General features: G+C 61.6%; 16 protein-coding genes and 1 pseudogene. 8 read left to right on the top strand and 9 right to left on the bottom strand.

What is annotated here, in order from left to right; genetic code table 11:
• Position 1: 1 nt before the first annotated feature.
• A pseudogene (locus RO009_10400) lies at positions 2-834 on the top strand (cobalamin-binding protein).
• Here RO009_10400 and RO009_10395 read toward each other — a convergent pair.
• Positions 795-1,616 carry an ABC transporter substrate-binding protein gene (locus RO009_10395; protein ID MDT3685438.1) on the bottom strand — a complete coding sequence of 274 codons (822 nt, stop codon included), beginning with the start codon at positions 1,614-1,616 and terminating at the stop codon, positions 795-797. The pseudogene RO009_10400 and the gene RO009_10395 overlap by 40 nt on opposite strands.
• Positions 1,617-1,682: 66 nt before the next feature.
• Between RO009_10395 and RO009_10390 the strand changes: the two genes are divergently transcribed.
• Together RO009_10390 and RO009_10385 are read left to right on the top strand one after the other, a co-directional pair.
• Positions 1,683-2,699 carry an iron ABC transporter permease gene (locus RO009_10390; GenBank protein MDT3685437.1) on the top strand — a complete coding sequence of 339 codons (1,017 nt, stop codon included), beginning with the start codon at positions 1,683-1,685 and terminating at the stop codon, positions 2,697-2,699.
• Positions 2,696-3,475 carry an ABC transporter ATP-binding protein gene (locus tag RO009_10385; protein ID MDT3685436.1) on the top strand — a complete coding sequence of 260 codons (780 nt, stop codon included), beginning with the start codon at positions 2,696-2,698 and terminating at the stop codon, positions 3,473-3,475. Before RO009_10390 ends, RO009_10385 begins: the two co-directional genes overlap by 4 nt.
• A 1-nt stretch (position 3,476) precedes the next feature.
• Here the strand turns inward: RO009_10385 and RO009_10380 are convergent, their stop codons facing one another.
• The 3 genes from RO009_10380 to RO009_10370 form a co-directional block, all read right to left on the bottom strand.
• Complete coding sequence (locus RO009_10380) at positions 3,477-5,246, bottom strand: potassium/proton antiporter (protein ID MDT3685435.1); 1,770 nt, start codon at positions 5,244-5,246, stop codon at positions 3,477-3,479.
• Between the two features lie 68 nt (positions 5,247-5,314).
• Positions 5,315-7,039: a YbaL family putative K(+) efflux transporter gene (gene ybaL / locus RO009_10375; GenBank protein ID MDT3685434.1), complete on the bottom strand. Its 1,725-nt coding sequence runs from the start codon at positions 7,037-7,039 to the stop codon at positions 5,315-5,317.
• 78 nt (positions 7,040-7,117) lie between these two features.
• Positions 7,118-8,053, bottom strand: a complete 936-nt coding sequence (locus RO009_10370; protein MDT3685433.1) for a 3-keto-5-aminohexanoate cleavage protein — start codon at positions 8,051-8,053, stop codon at positions 7,118-7,120.
• A 239-nt stretch (positions 8,054-8,292) separates the two neighbouring features.
• Between RO009_10370 and RO009_10365 the strand changes: the two genes are divergently transcribed.
• Entirely contained in the window at positions 8,293-9,489 is a 1,197-nt protein-coding gene (locus RO009_10365) for a patatin-like phospholipase family protein (GenBank protein ID MDT3685432.1), read from the top strand.
• Between the two features lie 4 nt (positions 9,490-9,493).
• Here the strand turns inward: RO009_10365 and RO009_10360 are convergent, their stop codons facing one another.
• Both RO009_10360 and RO009_10355 read right to left on the bottom strand, forming a co-directional pair.
• Positions 9,494-11,194 carry an IlvD/Edd family dehydratase gene (locus tag RO009_10360; GenBank protein MDT3685431.1) on the bottom strand — a complete coding sequence of 567 codons (1,701 nt, stop codon included), beginning with the start codon at positions 11,192-11,194 and terminating at the stop codon, positions 9,494-9,496.
• A 328-nt stretch (positions 11,195-11,522) separates the two neighbouring features.
• Positions 11,523-12,257, bottom strand: coding sequence for a hypothetical protein (locus RO009_10355; GenBank protein ID MDT3685430.1), 735 nt, complete (start codon positions 12,255-12,257; stop codon positions 11,523-11,525).
• 83 nt (positions 12,258-12,340) lie between these two features.
• Between RO009_10355 and RO009_10350 the strand changes: the two genes are divergently transcribed.
• A complete protein-coding gene (locus RO009_10350; protein ID MDT3685429.1) occupies positions 12,341-13,072 on the top strand; it encodes an OmpW family protein in 732 nt (243 codons plus the stop codon).
• A gap of 39 nt (positions 13,073-13,111) precedes the next feature.
• Here RO009_10350 and RO009_10345 read toward each other — a convergent pair whose 3' ends face one another.
• On the bottom strand, positions 13,112-14,116 hold the full coding sequence (locus tag RO009_10345; protein ID MDT3685428.1) for a LysR family transcriptional regulator: 1,005 nt from the start codon (positions 14,114-14,116) through the stop codon (positions 13,112-13,114).
• A 143-nt stretch (positions 14,117-14,259) separates the two neighbouring features.
• Between RO009_10345 and RO009_10340 the strand changes: the two genes are divergently transcribed.
• From RO009_10340 to RO009_10330, 3 genes are all read left to right on the top strand, one after another.
• Positions 14,260-15,786 carry a glutamine synthetase family protein gene (locus RO009_10340; GenBank protein MDT3685427.1) on the top strand — a complete coding sequence of 509 codons (1,527 nt, stop codon included), beginning with the start codon at positions 14,260-14,262 and terminating at the stop codon, positions 15,784-15,786.
• Positions 15,787-15,954: 168 nt separating this feature from the next.
• On the top strand, positions 15,955-17,328 hold the full coding sequence (locus RO009_10335) for a Rieske 2Fe-2S domain-containing protein (protein ID MDT3685426.1): 1,374 nt from the start codon (positions 15,955-15,957) through the stop codon (positions 17,326-17,328).
• Between the two features lie 2 nt (positions 17,329-17,330).
• Positions 17,331-17,924, top strand: coding sequence for an aromatic-ring-hydroxylating dioxygenase subunit beta (locus tag RO009_10330; protein ID MDT3685425.1), 594 nt, complete (start codon positions 17,331-17,333; stop codon positions 17,922-17,924).
• A 13-nt stretch (positions 17,925-17,937) separates the two neighbouring features.
• Here the strand turns inward: RO009_10330 and RO009_10325 are convergent, their stop codons facing one another.
• Positions 17,938-18,771 carry an alpha/beta hydrolase gene (locus RO009_10325; GenBank protein ID MDT3685424.1) on the bottom strand — a complete coding sequence of 278 codons (834 nt, stop codon included), beginning with the start codon at positions 18,769-18,771 and terminating at the stop codon, positions 17,938-17,940.
• A 378-nt stretch (positions 18,772-19,149) separates the two neighbouring features.
• Positions 19,150-20,124 (bottom strand): NAD-dependent epimerase/dehydratase family protein, encoded by a 975-nt coding sequence (locus tag RO009_10320; protein MDT3685423.1) that lies wholly within the window; start codon positions 20,122-20,124, stop codon positions 19,150-19,152.
• Positions 20,125-20,671: the final 547 nt, after the last annotated feature.

Raw genomic sequence — 20,671 nt, 5'->3', positions numbered from 1 at the left:
GATGAGCGGGATGTTCCCGCCCGAGCGCATTGTCTGTCTGACCGAAGAAACTGTGGAGACACTGTATCTCCTCGCCGAGGACCGCCGCATCGTCGGCGTCTCCGGCTATGCGGTGCGGCCGCCGCAGGTGCGCAAGGAAAAGCCGCGTGTCTCGGCTTTCATCAGCGCCGATGTGCCGAAGATTCTCGCGCTCGAGCCTGGCCTTGTTCTCGCCTTTTCCGATCTGCAGGCCGATATTGTCGCCGTCCTGATCCGGGCGGGCGTCGCGGTGCATGCCTTCAATCAGCGCGACCTCGCCGGCATCTTTGCGATGATCCGCACGCTCGGCGCGCTGGTCGGCGTTTCCGAACAGGCCGACGGGCTCGCGCGGTCGCTTGAAGAGCGCTTGTCGCAAACGCGGCAACGCGACGCCCGCCCTGCAAACAGGCCGCGCATCTATTTCGAGGAATGGGACGAGCCGATGATTTCCGGCATCCGCTGGTGTCGGAGTTGATCGAGGCGGCCGGCGGCGTGGATGTCTTTACTGAACTGTCGTCGTACAAGAGTGCGAAAGATCGCATCGTATCGGCGGAGCAGGTCATTGCCGCGTCTCCTGACATCATCATCGGCTCCTGGTGCGGCAAGAAATTCGTTCCGGAGAAGGTGGCAGCGCGCCCTGGCTTTTCCGCCATCCCGGCGGTGCGCACGGGCTTCCTGCACGACATCAAATCGCCGCTGATCCTGCAGCCTGGCCCTGCGGCGCTCACCGACGGGCTCGAGGCGCTTGTGCGCATTGTCGATGAATGGTCTGCCGCTCAGCGCACGGACAATCGCGTCAGCGCGTCCGCCAGATAACCGAAGGCCGCAACCAGGGCCGGCCCGCCGCACATGGTGTAGCGTGTCGGCAGCGCCACGCGGCGATTCTCAGGATAAAGCTCGCGCAAGGCCGGATGCGTCAGATAGAGCGCGCCCTGATCCGAGGGCGCGGAAGGCGGATCCTTCAGGAAGACGATATCCGGCTTCAGTACCAGCAGCTTTTCCAGCGGAATGAACCCGCCATATCCGGCCGGCGCGCCAGCCGGCGGTTTCAGCCCGGCTTCGGACAACAAGGCTGCGGCGAGACTCGACGGCCCCTGCGTATAGCCGCCGCGCTCCACCACCACTGCCGTCGTATATTGCGACCTCGGAACTGCTGCGAGACGAGCCCGCGCCGCATCGAGTTCGGCAACGAGTTTTTCGCCACGCTCCTTGTGGCCGACAAGCTCCGCCACCTCGCGGATCTGCTGTCGCGCGTTCTCAAGATCCGTGACAAAGCCGACTTCCGCGACGCGCATGCCTTGGGCCGCCAGCATGCGCCGCGTCACCGAGCGGTCGTTTGGCCCGATCAGCACCAGATCGGGTTGCAATGCGATGGTCGCTTCCGCCTGCCAGTCGAGCCGCCGGAAGGGGCGCGCCTCGTCGGCCATGACCGACAGGCCCGGATCGGCGGCATAGGGAGACAGGCCTGCAATCTGGTCCGGATCGGCCAGAGCCAGGACGAGCTGGTCGGCGCACAGATTGAAGGACACCACACGGCGGGGCATTTCGGCGGGCTTTGCCGGAACTGACCATCCCAGAAGCATGGCGGCAACCAGCATTGGCATTAATCGTCGCATAAAGGCATAGTCGCGCGCCCAGCCCGGAGCCCGCAAGTTCAAGCAGCAATGTCCTTCACAACAACCAGAAGCGGCGGCCGTCTCATCGTCGCCCTCACCGTCCTCATCCTGATTCTAATTCTGGTGTCACTCATGATCGGATCGGCCGGATTGTCGCCGCGCGAGGCGCTGTCGGCGCTGATCTCGGGCGAGGGCCCGGCTGGTATCATCGTACGCGACATCCGTCTGCCGCGCACGTTGCTGGCCGTGCTGATCGGCGCAACGCTCGGGCTCTCCGGCGCCGCCCTGCAGGGATTGCTGCGCAACCCACTGGCTGAACCGGCTCTGTTCGGCGCGCCGCAGGCGGCGGCCGCCGCCGCATCATTCATGATTGCCTTCGGGTTCGTCTCGGCCACGTCCCTGGCCGTTCCGCTCGCCGGCATGACCGGCGCGCTGATTTCAATCGGCGGGCTGGTGGCGATTGCCGGCCGCCGCGCCAGCCTGACCGTGATCCTGCTCGCCGGTCTCGCATTGGCAAGCTTCGCGGGCGCGGCCACCGCGCTCGTCCTCAATCTCGCACCCAATCCCTTCATTGCGCTGGAAGTCGCGTTCTGGCTGCTCGGCTCGCTGGAGGATCGCAGCAGCGATCACCTGGTCATTGCGGTGCCGTTCCTCATCGCAAGCTGGATTGTGCTGTTCGCCAATGCGCGCAGCTTTCGCGCGCTCACCCTCGGCGAGGATGCCGCTGCCTCGCTCGGCGTCGATCTGGTGCGCACGCGCCTGATGGTGGTAACCGGCGTTGCGCTTGGCGTCGGTGCAGCGGTGGCAGTCGCCGGCTCGATCGGTTTCGTAGGGCTGGTGGCGCCGCATCTGGTGCGGCGCGCGGTGAATGCCGATCCGGCCCGCGTGATGCTGCCCGGCGCATTGGCGGGCGCGGCCTTGCTGCTCGCCGCCGATATCGCGGTACGCGCCATCCCGGCCGCCATCGAACTGAAAGTCGGCGTGGTCACCGCACTAATCGGCGTGCCATTTTTCCTGATGATGATTTTCGGCGAGCGACGCGAGCTGGAAGGAGCACCGACATGAGCGGCGCGCCCATGCTCACGGCCAGCAACCTGTCCGTCCGGCTCGACCGCACGCTGATTGTCAGCGACGCCTCGCTGACGCTCCGGCAGGGCCAGTTCACCGCACTGGTCGGACCGAACGGCGCCGGCAAAACGACGCTGGTCCGCGCGCTTGCCGGCGTCTTGCCTTGCGACGGTGCGATTCATGTGGAAGGCCGGCCGCTTGCTGAATATACGCCACGTGAGCGCGCTAAACGCATTGCCTATCTGCCCCAAGGCAATACCTTCCACTGGCCCATGCCGGTCGAGCAGATCGTGGCGCTCGGACGCTATCCGCATGGCGATCCGTTTTCGCCGCCGACCGAAGCAGATAAGCGGACCGTGGCGCATGCGCTGGAGGTGACCGGAACGCAGGAGCTGGCGCATCGTCCGGTGACGCATCTGTCCGGCGGTGAAAAGGCGCGAGTCGCCCTCGCGCGCGCATTGGCAACGGAAGCCAGGATTTTGCTCGCCGACGAGCCCACGATGTCGCTCGATCCGCGGCATCAATTGACGGTCATGGACCTGCTGCGCGATCAGGCCCGCAAGGGCGGTGCCGTGCTGGCCGTGGTGCATGATCTGGCGCTGGCCGCGCGCTATGCCGACCGGATCATCATGATCCAGAACGGTCGCATTTCCGCCGACGAAAAACCGCAGGACGCGCTCAACGCAGAGCGTATCGCCTCGGTCTTCGGCATCGAGGCGACGATCATCGAATTCGACAAGAGCCGCATCCCGGTTGCGCGGCGGGCGCTATAGCTCACGCCGTCAGATAGCGGCGCAGATTAGCAGGGAATCGCCGCCACCAGGGAAGAGCTTCCTCATCCGCCAGTTGCAACCCGACGGTGACGACATGCCCATCCTTGACCCGATGGGCGACCAGCGCAACATCGCCAATTCGAAGGACTGCGCCAGCCTGCGGAGCGCGGCCGAGGCGCCTGATGAACAAATCCGACAACATCATTGCCGGATCGCTGTTATCGAAAGTGATGCCGTAGATTTCGGCGATGGCGCCGAGCGTGACATCGCCCGAGACGAAGAAGTCGCCGAGCAGCCGCGGGTCAGGCGAAGACGGCGGCGGAAGATCGGCAAAAAAGCGGTCCAGCGCCGGCGCCTTGTCCTGAGGCGCCAGCAGATAGACGTGATCTCCTTCGTGTACGCCGTGCGCCTCCTCCGGGGTGAGCACGCGTTCACCGCGGACGACCAGCGCTATCTTGGCCCAGGGCGGCATGAATCCGCGCCGCAGGAAAGGACTGCCTGGCATGACCGGATAACCGACCAGTTCCTGCGCACGCTGACCGGGCAAATCCAGTTCCACGCGTGCCCGAAACGGGTCGGCACGCTTCTTGGCGATGCGCAGGCGGCGTGCGGCTGGAGCGATGGTCCAGCCCTGCACCAGAAGGGAGAGGAGGACCACGACGAATCCGACGTCAAAATAGACCTGCGCGTTCGGCAGTCCGACCAGCAGCGGAATCGAGGCGAGAAACACACTGACCGAGCCGCGCAGACCGACCCAGGAAATGAAGAGTTTCTCCCGCTTGGTGTAACCGAACGGTGCCAGACACAGGAAGATGGCGACCGGGCGCGCAACCAGCGTCAGCATCAAGGCGACCAGCGTCGCCGGAATGAGCCGCGTGACCAACGTGTCCGGCCATGCCAGCAGGCCAAGCAGCACAAACATGACAATCTGGCCGAGCCAAGTCGCGGCCTCGAGAAAGGCGATGATGGCTCCATGTCCGCGCGTAACCCGATTTCCCACCACCAAACCCATCAGATAGACAGCGAGAAATCCCGACGCTTCTATCGTCTGGCAGAGACCGAACGTTGCCAGTGCACCGGCAGCAACAAAGGGCGCGTGCAAACCTTGTGGCAGCGGCAGCCGGTTCAGGCAGAAGACGATCGCGGCACCGCCGAAAAGCCCGAGAAAGCCACCGATCACGGCTTGCCAAGCCAGCAGCCAAGCCACTTCCGGCCATGGCTTCTCGCCCACCAGCAGGATTTCGACGAGAACGATCGTCATCAGGATTGCGGCGGGATCGTTCGTGGCCGACTCGATTTCAATGGTGGCCGAAATGCGCGGGCGCAGGCGCAGGCCACGCCCGTTCAGAAGAAAGAACACGGCGGCAGCGTCGGTGGAGGCAACAATTGCTCCAACCAGCAACCCCTCAGTCCAGCTCAATCCCAGAGCGTAGATCGCGGCAGGCGCTGTCAGGGTAGCGGTCAGCGCGACGCCGATGGTGGCGAGGACGCTGGCCGGACCGAGCACGCTCCGGAATACGGCAAAACGAGTGCGCAGTCCGCCGTCAAAAATGATCAGCGCCAGCGCGACGGAGCCAACGGCGTAAACCAGCCCCACATCGTTGAAGTGAATCCCGCCCGGGCCGCTTTCTCCAGCCAGCATGCCGATGAGAAGGAAGATCAGCAGCAAAGGCGCGCCAAAACGCAAGGCCACCAGACTGGAAAGGATCCCCGCCAGCACCAGCACGGAGCCGAGCAAAATGAGAATGCTGATCGAATCGAGCGCTGCCATCGCCAACCGTTTCTGGCCCTATAAAAAGGACAGACCAGCAGGTCGGCAATCAGAAATTGTCGACGGACCTAAGATTCCAGCGGTTTCTGAGGCGCGTCCGCGGGAGCGGCGCGCGGGATGGCAGAAATCATGGCCTTGGCAATTTCATGCTCGCCCATGATCACCTGGCTCGCCCCGTGTTTCAGGAGATGCTGGTTTTCCTCTTCCGAATGCGAACGGGCGATGATGGTGAGGCCAGGATTGATCGTTCGTGCCTGCTGCACCACCTGGCCGCCCTCGAACGCGTCTGGGATCGCCACCAGCAGACAGCGCGCGGCCTGCAAATTTACGGCCTTGACGATCTCGGGATCGGCAGCATTGCCGACAATTGTTTCGATACTCCGTTCCTTGAGCTTTGCCGCGTCATCCGCGTTATCTTCAACCACCAGCAACGGAATCCCGGCGGCCGTCACAGCCGGACTGATGAAGCCGCCTACTCGGCCATGGCCGACCAGGACGACGTGATCCATAAGAGCGGTGACCGGCATCGGCGCGCGCCGGGGACGACGGGCTTTTTTCTCCCTTATGCCGCTCTCTGAGGCCGAGGCATCGCTCGTCTGAGCCGGCAGGCTGCGGGACGTCCACCAATCCAAAGCGGCAAAGAGCAGCGGGTTCAGCAAAATCGACAATATGGCGCCGGCGAGAATCAGATCGCGGCCGCGCTCCGGCAGCAGCGACAGGGCGACACCAAGCCCGGCCAAAATGAATGCAAATTCACCAATCTGGGCAAGGCTTGCGGAGATGGTGAGGGCCGTCGATTGAGGGTGCCGGAACAACCGCACGATGGCATAGGCGGCCACCGACTTGCCAAAGAGGATGATGAGCAGCGTGGCCAGAACCGGGCCGATGTCCCGCACCACGATCATTGGATCGACCAGCATGCCGACGGAGACAAAAAACAGAACGGCGAACGCGTCTCGCAACGGCAGCGTTTCGTTGGCGGCGCGCTGGCTCAGCTCCGACTCGCTTAGGATCATGCCGGCAAAAAAAGCGCCAAGCGCGAAGGACACATCGAACAGATTGGTTGCGCCATAGGCCACACCGAGCGCGATGGCGAGAACCGACAAGCGAAACAATTCGCGCGATCCGGTATGAGCCACGTAATGCAATATCCAGGGAATCACGATACGGCCGATCACCAGCATCACAAAGACAAAGGCGCCGACTTTGCCAACCGTCATGGCGAGAGGGATGGCCAAAACTGTCCAGTCGGCCGCCGCGGAGCCTTTCATGACATCGGCTGCAACCGGCAGCAGAACCAGCGTGAGCACCATCGCGATATCTTCGACGATGAGCCATCCCACGGCGATCTTGCCGCGGTCGGTCTCGAGCAGGCGCCGCTCTTGCATGGCGCGCAACAGCACGACGGTGCTGGCGGTGGACAACGACAGGCCGAACACCAGTCCGGCACCGATCGACCAGCCAAGCCACCAGGCCAGCCCCATGCCCAGAATGGTGGCGATGCCGATCTGGACGATTGCGCCGGGAATGGCGATTGCCCTGACCGAGAGAAGATCCTTCAGCGAGAAATGCAGGCCGACGCCGAACATCAGCAGAATGACACCGATTTCCGCGAGCTGATTGGCGAGCTCCTGGTCAGCAACATAGCCGGGAGTGAAGGGTCCCACTGCCACGCCAGCCAGCAGATAACCGACCAGAGGAGAAATGCGAAACCGATGCGCCAACGCGCCCAGGGCAAAGGCCAGCACCAAGCCGACCACAATAATGGAAATCAGAGGCGAATGATGGGTCATGCGCCTTTATTAATGGCCGCCATCCAATCTGGCGACTGTTCAATACAACGGGCACCGCGACGATACGGCGCAAGATGTCTAGAATGCAACTTTGTCGCCGCCCTTGAGCGAGAGGATTTCCCGCGCCTCATCCGGATTGGCGATTTCGAGGCCAAGCCCTTCAATGATCTGGCGCGCCTTGGTCACTTGCGCCGCATTCGACTCGGCCAACTTTCCGGCGCCAAGCCAGATCGAGTCTTCAAGCCCGACCCGGACATTGGCACCCATGGCCGCTGCCTGCGCCGCGATCGGCAACTGGAAGCGGCCTGCGCCGAGCACCGACCAGTGGTAATTCTCTGCGCCCAGCAGCCGATCGGCGGTGCGCTTCATGTGGATGACATCCTCGGCATGGGTGCCAATTCCGCCAAGAATGCCAAAGACAGACTGTACGAAGAGCGGCGGCTTCACCACGCCGCGGTCGAGGAAATGCTTCAGCGTGTAGAGATGGCCGATATCGTAACATTCGATCTCGAAGCGGGTATTGTTCTCGGCGCAGGTGGTGAGGATGTATTCGATGTCGGCGAAGGTATTTTTGAAGAAACCCTTGCGAGTGCCTTCGAGATAAGGCTGCTCCCAGTCGTATTTGAAGTCCTTGAAGCGACCGAGCATCGGATAGAGCCCGAAATTCATCGTGCCCATATTGAGCGAGGCAACCTCCGGCTTGTATGTGGCGGCCGGACGAACACGCTCCTCCACTGCCATGGTCGGCGCGCCGCCGGTGGTGATGTTCACCACCACATTGGAGCGCTGCTTGATGACCTTCAGGAACGGCGCAAAGGCCTCGGGTGACTGGTCCGGCCGGCCGTCCCGCGGATTGCGCGCATGCAGATGCACGATCGCCGCTCCTGCCTCGGCCGCGCCGATAGCGGCATCGGCGATCTGTTCGGGTGTGACCGGCAGATACGGCGACATCGACGGCGTATGGATCGAGCCGGTGACAGCGCAGGTAATGATGACTTTGTGCGATTTGGCCATGGAGGGTCCCTCACCCATTTCTGAACCGCCATCGGGTAGTCAAAACACCGCCGGATGCAAGTGTCTCGCGATGCGACTGCTGCGGAGCTGTCTCGTGTGGGGTGGCAGCGGAGCCACACGTAACCAATTATTTACGCTACCCCGCAAGATCGCCGCAATTTAAGCGGAAGCGAACCGGAACATGCTTTGTGGGCCGGACATGCGCGGGTCGGGGACCCTGGGCGGCAGGAACGAGTTTGGTGGGCGGGGTTCGGTTCAAGTCGGTTTTGTCTTTGTTTACCGGGCTCGCGCTTGCGATCCTGCTCACTGCCTGCGCCAGCATCGAGCGCATCCCCTACACGCAGGAAGATCAGGCGTTCGCAACCGTTCCCGGATTTCCGGACGTGCGCGCGTGGGCTGACGATCCGAACATCGTGTCCCGCTACGCGGGCATCAATACGCGCCAGCCCACGATGCTGGCGCTGTCAGGCGGCGGTGCCGACGGCGCCTTCGGCGCCGGCTTTCTCAACGGCTGGACCGCACGAGGCAACCGGCCGCAATTCACGGTCGTGACCGGCGCCAGCGCCGGGGCGCTCATCGCGCCTTTCGCATTTCTCGGCTCCGGCTATGACGAAGCGCTGCGCCATGTCTTCGCCAGCGGCGAGATGGAAAACTTTCTGCAATTCGCAGGCGTGAGCGGATTGTTCGGCACCGGCCTGTTCAAGGCCGAGCCGCTCAAGGCGCTGATCGCAAAATATGTCGATGCCAACATGCTGGAGGCGGTCGCCAACGAATATCGCGCCGGCCGACGGCTGTTCATCGTCACCACCGATCTCGATTCGCAGCGTACTTCGATCTGGGACATGGGCCGGATCGCAGCGAGCGGACAGCCCGGCGCGCTCGACCTCTTCCGCAAGGTGATGGAAGCCTCCGCCAGCATCCCCGGTATCTTCTCACCGGTTCTGATCGATGTCGAAGGCAACGGCAAGCGGTTCGCCGAAATGCACGTGGACGGCGGCGTCACTGCCAATATCCTTGTCGTGCCAGAGGCGGCCCTGCTGGCCCGAAAGCCGATCCTTCCCGCCAATGTGCGGCCGAAAATCTACGCAATTCTCAACGGCAAGCTTGGCCCCTATTTCGAGGTGGTGAAGCCGAGGACGTTGCAGATTGCGGTTCGGGCTTTTGCGACATCAGTGCGGTCCAATACCCGCAACACCTTGCTGGCTTCCTACGAGTTCGTCAGGCGCCGTGGCTGGGACATGAATCTCGCCGCGATCGACGACAGCTTCCCGAACCAAGAGCGACCGGGCTTCGACACCGCCTATATGCGCAGCGTGTTCGAATACGGCTACGAACGCGGGCGCAGCGGCCAAATGTGGCAACGCTCCCCCGCGGATGCGATCGAGCCGCCGGCAGCGCCCGTGCGCGAGCGGGCACCGCGCGTGGCGAGCCAATAGCAGGCTACTTCTTCACCGCAGAGAGAAAATCGAAGTCGCAGCCTTCGTCCGCCTGCTGCACATGCTCGCGGTAAAGCTTTGCGTAGCCGCGTTGCGCGACCTCGGGCATCGGCGGCTTCTTCCATTCCGCCGCGCGGTTCTTCAGTTCGGCATCGTCGACCATCAGATCGATTCGCCGGTTCGCCACATCAAGCTTAATGCGATCGCCGGTCTTAACCAGCGCCAGCGGGCCGCCGGCCGCCGATTCCGGCGAGACGTGCAGCACGATGGTGCCGAAAGCGGTGCCGCTCATCCGCGCGTCGGATATGCGCACCATGTCCTTGATGCCCTTCTGCGCGAGTTTTTTTGGAATCGGCAGATAGCCCGCCTCCGGCATGCCCGGGGCGCCGATGGGGCCGGCATTGCGCATCACCAGCACATCGTCTTCGCTCACGTCGAGATCGGGATCGTCGATGCGCTTGGTCATGTCTTCGACCGACTCGAACACCACCGCGCGCCCCTCATGCTGCATCAGCTTGGTCGAGGCCGCCGCCTGCTTGATGACGGCGCCGCGCGGCGCCAGATTGCCGCGCAGAATCGCGAGACCGCCTTCTTTCTTCAGCGGCGCATTGCGCGCCTTGATCACGGTCTGACCCGGCACGTCCTCGTAAACCTTGATCGCGTCGCCGAGTGTGCCGCCTATCACATGCAGCGCGTCAAGCTTGAGCACATCCTTCAATTCCTGCATCAGCCGCGGTGCACCGCCAGCCTGGTGGAAGTGTTCCATGTAATGATCGCCGGACGGCTTCAGATCGACCAGTACTGGGGTTGTCCTGCCGATCTCATCGAAATCTTCGAGCTTGATCGGATTCTTCGTGCGCCCGGCAATCGCCGACAGATGCACGACGCCATTGGTCGAGCCGCCGATCGATTGCAGCATCACGATCGCGTTGTGGAACGCATCCTTGGTTAAAATCTCTGACGGCTTCGGGCCGTTCTTTGTCATCTCGGCGGCGCGCTTGCCGGTCGCTTCCGCCATGCGGATGCGGTCGGCATGCGGCGCCGGAATCGACGCTGCGCCGGGCAATGCAAGACCAAGCCCTTCCATCATGATCGCGATCGTGCTCGCGGTGCCCATCACGCCACAGGTGCCGACCGACGGTGCCAGCCGCGCATTGGCAACCTCGATATCCTCGCCGCTGACGCGGTTGCCGCGGAATTCACCCCATAATCTGCGGCAATCGGTACAGGCGCCGAGCACTTCGCCCTTGAAATGACCGACCAGCATCGGCCCGACTGGAAGCACGATGGCGGGAATGTCGGCACTCACCGCGCCCATCACCTGCGCCGGTATGGTCTTGTCACAGCCGCCGATCAGCACGACGGAATCCACCGGCAAGGCGCGGATCATCTCCTCCGTGTCCATCGCCATCAGATTGCGCAGGAACATCGAGGTCGGATAGGCGAAACTCTCGTGGATCGAGATCGTCGGAAACACCATCGGCATCGCGCCCGCAAGCATCGCGCCACGCTTCACTGCCTCGATCAGTTGCGGCACATTGCCGTGACAGGGATTGAAATCCGAATAGGTGTTGGTGATGCCGACAATCGGCCGGTCGAGCGCATCGTCGGAATAGCCCATGGCCTTGATGAAGGCCTTGCGCAGGAACAGCGAGAATTCGCTGTCGCCATAGCTGGTCAGTCCTTTGCGCATGCCGCTGGGCACGTCGTCATCTCCTTCTGCAAGGGCCGGAGCGCCGCTCTCATGTCACGTCCTGGCCCTGCGTGTCGATCATAATGTGGCTTTGCAGCCGGCAAAAACCCCCGTTAATGGCCTGTTTTGCCATCGTGAAAGCCCGGACTTGCAGCAGGATCGCAGGCACCCGATCGTCCTGGCGGCGGGACCCGATGCGACACTGTTGATCCAGGTCAAATTCAAAGCTCGTCCAAGCGCTAAAAGATCGTCAGCAATGACACCGGCACTCCCCGTGAAGCCTCTCCCACTATGCGTCTCCGGCATCGGGAGTGATGTAGGCCGAGGTCCCGCGGTCTGTTCATGCGAGGGCCAATGCCGTATCGGCCTGCACTGCCATACCCGCAGGCTGAACCGTCATCAGCACGCTTTTCTTGAGAACGACGTCCAGACCCATGTGCATTGGGTCAGGAAAGGCGTCATGCGGCTCTACAAGAGCCTCGGGAATGGGCGGCGACAGATCGTTGGCTTTGCATTTCCCGGGGACTTCGTCGGGCTCGGGCCTGATGCGAAATATCTGTTCAGCGCCCAGGCGGTGGCGGCGACTGAATTGCGCGCCGTGCCAAAGTCGGAATTCGAAGCCATAGCCCGCGAGGAATCCGGTTTTTCGTCCAAGCTGTTCGAGGCGGTCTCGGCGGATCTGGTTCGCGCCTATGATCTTGCCTTGACGGTTGGGCAGCGCGGTTCGGAGGCAGGTCTTGCAGCATTCCTTCTTGAGATGCATGCGCGAACATCGGCAGCCGACAGCATGGACGTCTTGCTGCAAATATCCCGAACGGACATCGCCGACTATCTCGGTGTCACAACCGAAACGGTCTCGCGCACGTTCAGCAAGCTCACCAAGCGTGGACTGATCGAGATGAAAGGACGCCGCGGTATTAGGCTGGTCAATCGTGCGGCGCTTGAACAACTCACAGAAGGATTGGCCGGATGTTCCCACATCCGGTTTCAGAGCTAGCTTAATCGAAAACAAGCGATCGATTTGTTGCAACTGCGCAACACGCCTGTACGAATAAATAAACTTGAGGTGAATCAAGTTTTCGAAAACCCGATCGGCGTTCGGTCATCAGGGGCAGTTGATGGCTTGCTTATGCCATAACGTCAGAAACGGGGGCCTGCATGATCAAAAACCTTTTAAGCGCAATATGTCTTGCTTTGGTAGCTGCGGCGTTCAGTCCAACCTTGACCTCTGCAGCGGATATGCCCGTCAAGGCTGTGTCGCCGGTTTCCGTGTGGAATCCATGGATGATTCGTCTGAGGGCGATCGTCGTCGATCCGCGCGACGATACAACCTTCGACCAATTGCCGGGCGGCAATGCAAACTGGTCGACGTCGGTCGTGCCTGAACTCGACATCACCTATTTCTTTACACCGAATATCGCGGCCGAACTGATCCTCGGCGTCACGCCGCACAAAGCCACCGGCAAAGGGACTGTCATCGGCGGCGCCGCGCCGGGATTGAACATGGACGGCTTGCCGATCGGCAAGACCTGGCTGCTGCCGCCCACGCTGACACTACAATACCACTTCACCAATTTCGGCGCATTCAAGCCGTATGTTGGCGCCGGCGTGAATTATACGGTGTTCTTCAGCGAGAAGGCCGCCAACATACCAGGCGGAAATCCGGCGGTCCGCATTTCGAGCCTCAGCATCGACAATGCCTTCGCGCCCGCCTTGCAGGCCGGCTTCGACTACATGATCGACCGGCACTGGGGAATTAACGTCGACGTTAAAAAGCTGTTCCTGCGTCCGAAATTCGAAGCGGCGGTCAATGACGGGGCAATCCCGCTGACCGGCAAGGCCCGGCTGGACCCGTGGATCGTCGGCGGGGGCCTCACTTACAAGTTCTGAACGACGCGAGGCGGCGGATGCACAACCGCATCTGCCGCCTCAAGCTTTCCTGTCTCTATTTCGGGAGGGCTTCCTTGGCTTGCCGTCATGTTGGCCGGGCAATTGCCGCGCAGCGGCGTGAATGCAATCCAGCAGACGCATCGCAGGCGGCGACAGGCTGCGGCCGCGCAACCGCACCGCCGAGAGTGCGGCCGGTCCGCAGAGGCTCTCCACCGGAAGGACCGCCAGCAAGCCCAGCCTCTCGAAGTAGTCCGAAATATCCGCCGACAGCACCCACAGCATGTCGCGCGCATTGAGCAGACTGACATTCGTCTGGATCGACGACGATTCGAACATGCAGCGCGACGGCCGCCTCCGCACGCGCTGAAAAATGCGTTCGATGCCGGTACGCATGGGCGTGCCTTCCTGCGGCAAAATCCATTCCTGGTCCGCCAGCGTCGCCCAGCTCACTGGGCGGTTCTTCACGAGAGGATGTCTGGGGCCGGCGACGATGTGGATCGGCGGATCGTAAAGTTCGTCGAGCACGAAATCGCGGTCGACCAGCGCGGAATCCACGCGCCCCACGACCATGTCGAGCCGCCCGTCGCGCAGCATGGAAAGCATCTCCTCCATCGGGCCTTCGCGCAACGTCACGGCGATGCCCGGCGCCTTTTCGAGCAGCAGCGACAGCGCGCGCGGCACCAGAACGTAGCAGGCGCCAATCCCGGCGCCGAGGGCGGTGACGCCGATCAACCCGCCTTCAATAGCGTCGAGATCAGCCTGGGCGCGATCGAGATTGCTGATGAAACTCGCCGCATGCCGGATCAGTGCGCGCCCGGCGGCCGTCGGCCGCAAGGTGCGGCCGACGCGCTCGAACAATTCGATCGAGAGATCCTGCGCCAGCGTCCCCAGCAGTTTGGATGCGGCGGGCTGCGACAGCCATACCTCCCGCGCCGCCTGGCTCAATGTCGCCGCGTGATCCAGCGCGGCCAGCAATTCGAGCTGCCGCAAGCGGACGCGGCGCCGCAAGGTTTGTCCCGCGCGCGCGGCCGTGGGTTTAGACATATGCCGCTTTTAGCATGAATATAGGCCGATAATTCATTTGAAATATCTATATCGATTTTTGAGAATGATTCCAACGAGCGGCGATCCGAGAGCCGCGGTCCGACGGATGCGGGCCTTTGCCCGATCCGAACGAGGATGGGCGCATGCTTTACCGATCCAGCAAATCGGGAAATCCCCGATCGACCAAGGCTATTCCCTTTATCGAGCGTTTCGGCCTCTGGACCGCCGAACAGAAGCGCCGCGCCGCCGAGATCAAGCGCCGCGTCGAAAAAGACAAGCTGCGCCTGATCCGCGTGGTCTGGTCCGACACGCACGGTCATGCCCGCACGAAGGAGCTGACTGTCCCCGCTTTCCTGTCGGCGCTCTCGAACGGCTACAACATCAATGTCGCGACGACGACGCTGGATGCGTCCGGTGCGCGCACCTTCTCCTCGTTCACGCCGGGCGGCGGCATGGGCCTCGAGGAGATGACCGGCTCGCCCAATCTCACGATCGTTCCCGATCCAGCGACATTCCGGGTGCTGCCTTGGGCGCCCGGCGTCGGATGGATTCTCTGCGACGAATATTTCAACACCGGCATCCCCTTCCATTTCTCGCCGCGGCAATTGCTGCGCCGGCAGATTGGGAGGCTGACCGAGCAGAAGAAAGGCCTCGTCGTCGGCCTGGAAGTCGAATGGTATCTGCTGCGCGTTGCCGATGATTGTTTGGGCGCGGAGAATATCGGCATTCCCGGCACGCGCGGAAAACCGATCCGCACAATTCCGGCAGAACCCGGCTACTCGTATCACTCCGAATCCAATTTCGACCTGATGCAGCCGGTGCTGTCACAGCTCGCCGAGCATTTCGAGACCATCGATCTGCCATTGAGGTCGATTGAAAATGAATGGGGCCCGGGTCAGGTCGAATGCACCTTTGCGCCGCGTTCGGCACTTGAGGCCGCCGACAATCTCATCCTCTTCCGCAGCGCGACACGACAGATCTGCCGCCGCATGGCCTATTTCGCCACCTTCATGGCGCGGCCTGCAATCAAGGGTTATTACTCGAGCGGCTGGCATCTGCATCAGTCGCTGGTCGATGCAAGCGGCAAGAATCTGTTCATGCCACCAAAGAAGGGCGATCCGCTGTCGCAGCTCGGTCTGCAATATCTCGGCGGACTGCTCGCGCATGCGCAAGGCGCGACGCCGTTCACCACACCCACCATCAACGGCTATCGGCGCTTCCGGCCGAATTCGCTGGCGCCCGATCGCGCCACCTGGGCTTATGATCATCGCGGCGTGATGCTGCGCGTCCTGGGCGCGCCGGGCGATGGCGCGACGCGCATCGAGAACCGTGCCGGGGAACCTTCGGCCAATCCCTATCTCTACATGGCGGCGCAGATCGTCGCCGGCCTGGACGGTGTTGCCAACAAGCGCGATCCCGGTCCGCAGGAGCTCAACCCTTACGCGTCACAATATCCGCTGCTGCCGAACAATCTCGAAGACGCGCTGAAGGCGCTCGAGGTGTCGGACATTTTTCGCGCGCAGTTCGGCGAGGTGTTCATGGACTATTTCCTCAGGCTCAAGCGCAACGAACTCGGCCGTTATGCGCGCTGGCGCGAGGATCACGGCCGCCAGGCGCCGGCCGACGAGCCGAGCGACTGGGAGCAGAATGAGTATTTCGATTTCTTTTAAGGGTGGCCGCGCTTTGACTTTCCCCGTCACCCCGAGGCGCGCCGACGAAGCCGGGCTTCGAAGGCAAGAGCCCGCTGGCCGCAATCAGTGGCCGTCATCCTTCCAGGCTCGCTGCGCTCGCACCTGAGGATAACGGATCGACTTAGACTCACAGTAGAGGAACGAGCCATGCTGGACAAAACCGCGGGACACAACCGGCCCGGCTTCAACGGCCCTGGTTACGATTATGATTATCTGATCCAGGACGATCGCGTTCATCAGTCGATCTACACCGACCCGGCGATCTTCACCGCGGAGATGACGCATATCTTCGGTGCGGTCTGGGTGTATCTCGCGCATGAAAGCCAGATCCCGAAGAACGATGATTTCATCACGACAAAGCTCGGTCTGCGGCCGATCATCGTGCTGCGCGATTCCGACGGCGTCATCCGCGCGCTTTATAATCGCTGCACGCATCGCGGCACGACGCTATGCCGCCTCGAAAAGGGCTCCGCGCATATTTTCCGCTGTCCCTATCACGGCTGGACCTTCAACAATACCGGCAAGCTGCGCAACGTGCCGTGGCCGGACGGCTACGCCAGCGATTTCAAGGATTCAAAGTTCAATGTCGCGCAGGTGCCGCGCGTTGAGTCCTATCGCGGCTTCATCTTCGGCACCCTTAACATGGATGCGCCCTCGCTCGACGATTATCTCGGTCCGGTAAAAGGCCCGATTGACGAATGGCTGGACCGCCATCCTGGCGGCAAGATCGCCTATTGCGAGGCCAACCGCCTGATGTATCGCGGCAACTGGAAGCTCGCCTACGACAATTCCTGCGACGGCTATCACGTCGTGTTCTCGCACCGCTCGCTGCTCGACATGGAGAATCGCCTGGTGAACGAGGCGGACAAGGGCATGTCGTTCTACAAAGGCCGGCCCGACAGCGCGCCGATGTACATGAAATATTTCGGGCACGGCCATCACTTCAAGGACAAGCGCCCGAACATGGAGATCAAGCCGGGCGCGATGTGGGCCATCGAGGGGCCGCATCCCGGCATGGAGCATTATGAAGCTGAATTGCGCCGCCGGTTCAGCGCGCGCGCTGACGAAGCCCTCGACCTCGCGGCGTCGGAGCCGGTCAACATCAACGTGTTTCCGAATCTCTCCATCCTTGGCAACCACATCCAGGTGATCGAGCCGCTCAATCACTACGAGACCAACACGATCTGGTACGGCACCGCGGTCGTCGACGACGAAGGCGTCTGGGGCGACGCGCTGCCGCTGATCAATGCGCTGCGCATGCGCACGCAGGAAGGCTTTCCGAACTTTGGCGAGGTCGACGATCTCGCCAATTTTGAGGAGATCCAGCGCGGGCTCGCCGCGTTTGAGGACGAATGGGTCTACATGCATCGCGGCATGGACATTCCCGGCCGCATCAGCGGCGACGCCGACGGCGTGATCACGGCCCCAGCGACCGACGAGATGTTCATGCGCGAATATATCAAGGAATGGAAACGGCTGATGCAGACCGAGCCGAATATTCAGATCAAGCGGGAGCCATGATCATGTCCGCAACCGCGATGCACGATCCGTCGAAGACGTCTTACTATGTCAATGATGACCTTTATGACGAGATCATCGCCGCTTTCACCAACTGGCAGCGCGACGATTTGGCCGTCATCGATCCCGTCGAACGCGACATGTTCCGCCGCTTGCTGGAGCAGGAGGCTCGCCTCCTCGACAAGGATCAGCTGGAGGAATGGCTCAAGCTGTTTGCAGCCGAGTGCGTCTACTGGGCTCCTGCCACCGTCACCGGCGGCGATCCGCGCCGCGAGGTGGCGATCTCGTTCGACGATCGCCGCCGCATGGAAGACCGCGTCTACCGTTTGCGCACCGGCTTTGCCTGGTCACAGAAACCCAAATCACGAACGGTGCGCATGGTATCGAATGTCGAAGTGTTTCGCACTGACAAGCCCAATGTGCGCATGGTGCGCGCCAGTTTTCAGATCTGCGAGTTCCGCGGCTTCGAGACACGCTCCCTCCCGGGCTGGGCGGGCTATCGCTATGTCGAACAGAATGGCCGCTGGGAGATCCAGGCGCGGCAGGTGAACCTGCTGGAATGCGATCAGTGCATCCGCAATCCCAGCATCGTCATCTAGGAGCAACCTCACCTCACGCATGTAACAGGCGGAATAGCGCGGCGGTGAGCTTGCCGCCGGGTTTGTAAAGCTCTTCCAGAATGGAAAAGTGGTCGTGCGTCGCTAGCGCCAGGAGGCGCGTCGGAAGCCCGGCCTCGCCGCGCGCCTTGGCATAGTCCCGCGATTGGCGCTGCAGCTCGGGCAATTCCGATGCGCCGAATGCGATAATCATCGGCTTGGATTCTCTCGGCAGATGGTAAATGGGGCTGAGCGTCTCTACCTCCTTTTCGCTCAGTCGCAGCTTCTCGTTCAGGTAATTGAGGCGGCAGGGCTCGATGTCGAAGATGCCGCTGATCGGAAAGCCGGCATCGACCTCTTCCAATGACATCGCCATCGCGGCAAGGTGCCCGCCCGCCGACCAGCCTGACACCACCAGCGCTGCATTGCCGACGCCATGACGTGGACCTTGGCTCCGCAGCCAGCGAATGGCGGCGTGCGTCTCGGCGACGATCTCAGTGAGCGTGGCCTCGGGCGCCAATGTGTAGCCGATAATGGCGGCATCGAATCCGTGCGCCAGCGGACCTTCCGCCATGCATGAGAAAATTTCCTTGGAATTGCGCTGCCAGTATCCGCCATGGATAAAAACAAAGAGCGGCGCGCCCGACTTGCCGCAGCGGAACAGGTCGATCTTATTGCGCGGCCGCGGCCCGTAGGACAGGTTCAGCAATTCCGGATGCGCGGCGCGCAAATCGGCGCTGCGGCGCGTCCAGTCGGCAAGGGTGGCCGCGCTGTGCTTGACCGCGGCAGTGTTGTTGTAGGCGGCATCCAGTTCCTCGCGGGTCATCCCGCGCCAGATCTCTTCACTCATGGCAGCAAACAAATCCCGGGGGTGATTGTGGACCCGCTTGGCGGGGCTTGTCCGCATTCTACGCTGCTTTGCGGCCTTGGTGGCTAGGAAGTTTCTGGAGGACCTCTGGGTTGCAGAGGGACAATGCGGGGGTCGCGGCTTTCGGTTGTCGCGCAGGAGTGAGTGGCGGCGCCAGCGCGACGGAATCCGCATCGGTTGCCGTTCTGGCTTCGACGCAATCCTTGTCCGGCGAGAGATTTATCGTCTAGATCCCGAACGCATTGTTCTGATCGACAACAAAAAGGGATTTGGCCACAAGGAAACGCTCGAGCTAAAGGGGGTGCCGATCACGTGCGGCGATCTAACTTGACCCCACATGCGTGTCCTCCAATCTCGCGGTTACCCAAGCGCATCTTGGGGAGTGACTGAGCGTCCGCGCCACCACTCGACAAAACCCTCCAACCCATCCGTCAGTGAAACGCTGGATTCGAAGCCGATGGTACGGCGCGCAGCATCTACGTCGGCGACGCGCCGAGCCACTAAATTCGTACGTCCTTCCCAAAATACAGGCTCCAGGTCCGGTCGGCCCATGACCCGCGCCAGAATGCGGGCGAGATTCAGGAGCGATGTTTCCTTGCCGCTGCCGACATTAAGCGCGATATCCGACACGGGTGAAATTGCGGCGAGGATGTTTGCCCTGGCAACGTCATTCACATGTAGCATGTCCATCGTCTGGGAGCCGGCGCCTATGACGATCGGCGGCAAACCGGCGGCTACCCGCTCAGTCCAGCGGAACAAGACCTTCGCATGGAATTCTTTGTTACCCATCCGGGGCCCATAGACGTCAAAGTAGCGCAGGGCGACGTAATCCGTTCCATACATTTCGTTGAACGAACGCATGAGACCTTCGCCAAAGCATTTCGCTGCGCCGAACAGCGTTCGATTGGAATAGGGATTGTGGTGCTCCGTCGTGGGAAAAACATCGGCGATGCCATAAACCGATGCGGAGGAGGCCGTGACGATCTTACGAACGCTCGCCCTAACGCACTGCTCAAGGAGGTTAAACACAGCGTCAACCATGACCTCCAGAGCAAGCCGCGGCTCGACTATACAATGAAGAGTGTCAAGGGCGGCTTGATGAAAAACGGTATCGACGCCATCGATGAGTTCCTTGAGCAGCAATCTGTTTCGAATATCACCAACGACAAGCTTCACCTTGCCAGATTGAAGCGATCCGATCAGGTTTTCGGGCCGCCCGGTCGTCATATTGTCGATAATAATAATCTCGTCGCATCCGATCTGGACAAGCAGATCGACAATATGTGACCCCACAAAGCCGGCTCCGCCGGTGACCAAGACACGTTTCCGTTTCAATAAGTTTTCGCGCAATCCGGCAGAACACAGCATCGAATGGCTGCCGCCGGCCTGACGTCGGGGGCGTGTCTTAAGTTGGTCGCGCGTCTTATGCAGAAACGATCCGGCGCCGTTCGGCAACGAACCTGAACCTTCGCGCTCAATGCATGTCACCATGGAGAGTTGCACGCCGGGGATATCCGGCTACACCTTCCTGTTCATCAATCCATGTCGATGCGACACGTCGCAACGCTGGTTGTTCCGTCTTCTCCAAGGAATCCCATTCAATACGCATGTCTCCCTGCGTGAGCCCCTCTGTGCAATGTGGCATGTTACGGTAAGCCGCACTTCAGAAAAGCCTCCGAATTCGGAGAATTGCATGTGAATGCGCGCTCCTGCAAAGGACTGAGGCATACGCACAACGTGGTATGCCGTCGGAACATCGAATCGGAGCAGGAAGGTCCAGAAGCAGAGACAACTACTCAGACTCATGCTTGATGCTTCAGCCCGCAATCACGATCCATGGCACTCGCTTAGCCCTTGGGCCGGAGTCGTTCGTTGCTTACTA

This window comes from Pseudorhodoplanes sp. (assembly GCA_032027085.1).
Lineage (GTDB): Bacteria > Pseudomonadota > Alphaproteobacteria > Rhizobiales > Xanthobacteraceae > Pseudorhodoplanes.
Note: the sequence above shows the minus strand (reverse complement) of the source record. Positions and strands in the feature narration are given on the sequence as shown.

Bases quoted from the DNA above. Each gene is read 5' to 3' on its own strand.
- RO009_10345 (MDT3685428.1), bottom strand. From the start codon at position 14,116: ATGTCTAAACCCACGGCCGCGCGCGCGGGACAAACCTTGCGGCGCCGC.
- RO009_10380 (MDT3685435.1), bottom strand. From the start codon at position 5,246: ATGGCAGCGCTCGATTCGATCAGCATTCTCATTTTGCTCGGCTCCGTG.
- RO009_10385 (MDT3685436.1), top strand. From the start codon at position 2,696: ATGAGCGGCGCGCCCATGCTCACGGCCAGCAACCTGTCCGTCCGGCTC.
- ybaL (MDT3685434.1), bottom strand. From the start codon at position 7,039: ATGACCCATCATTCGCCTCTGATTTCCATTATTGTGGTCGGCTTGGTG.
- RO009_10340 (MDT3685427.1), top strand. From the start codon at position 14,260: ATGCTTTACCGATCCAGCAAATCGGGAAATCCCCGATCGACCAAGGCT.
- RO009_10395 (MDT3685438.1), bottom strand. From the start codon at position 1,616: ATGCTGGTTGCCGCCATGCTTCTGGGATGGTCAGTTCCGGCAAAGCCC.
- RO009_10350 (MDT3685429.1), top strand. From the start codon at position 12,341: ATGATCAAAAACCTTTTAAGCGCAATATGTCTTGCTTTGGTAGCTGCG.
- RO009_10330 (MDT3685425.1), top strand. From the start codon at position 17,331: ATGTCCGCAACCGCGATGCACGATCCGTCGAAGACGTCTTACTATGTC.
- RO009_10335 (MDT3685426.1), top strand. From the start codon at position 15,955: ATGCTGGACAAAACCGCGGGACACAACCGGCCCGGCTTCAACGGCCCT.
- RO009_10325 (MDT3685424.1), bottom strand. From the start codon at position 18,771: ATGAGTGAAGAGATCTGGCGCGGGATGACCCGCGAGGAACTGGATGCC.
- RO009_10370 (MDT3685433.1), bottom strand. From the start codon at position 8,053: ATGGCCAAATCGCACAAAGTCATCATTACCTGCGCTGTCACCGGCTCG.
- RO009_10390 (MDT3685437.1), top strand. From the start codon at position 1,683: ATGTCCTTCACAACAACCAGAAGCGGCGGCCGTCTCATCGTCGCCCTC.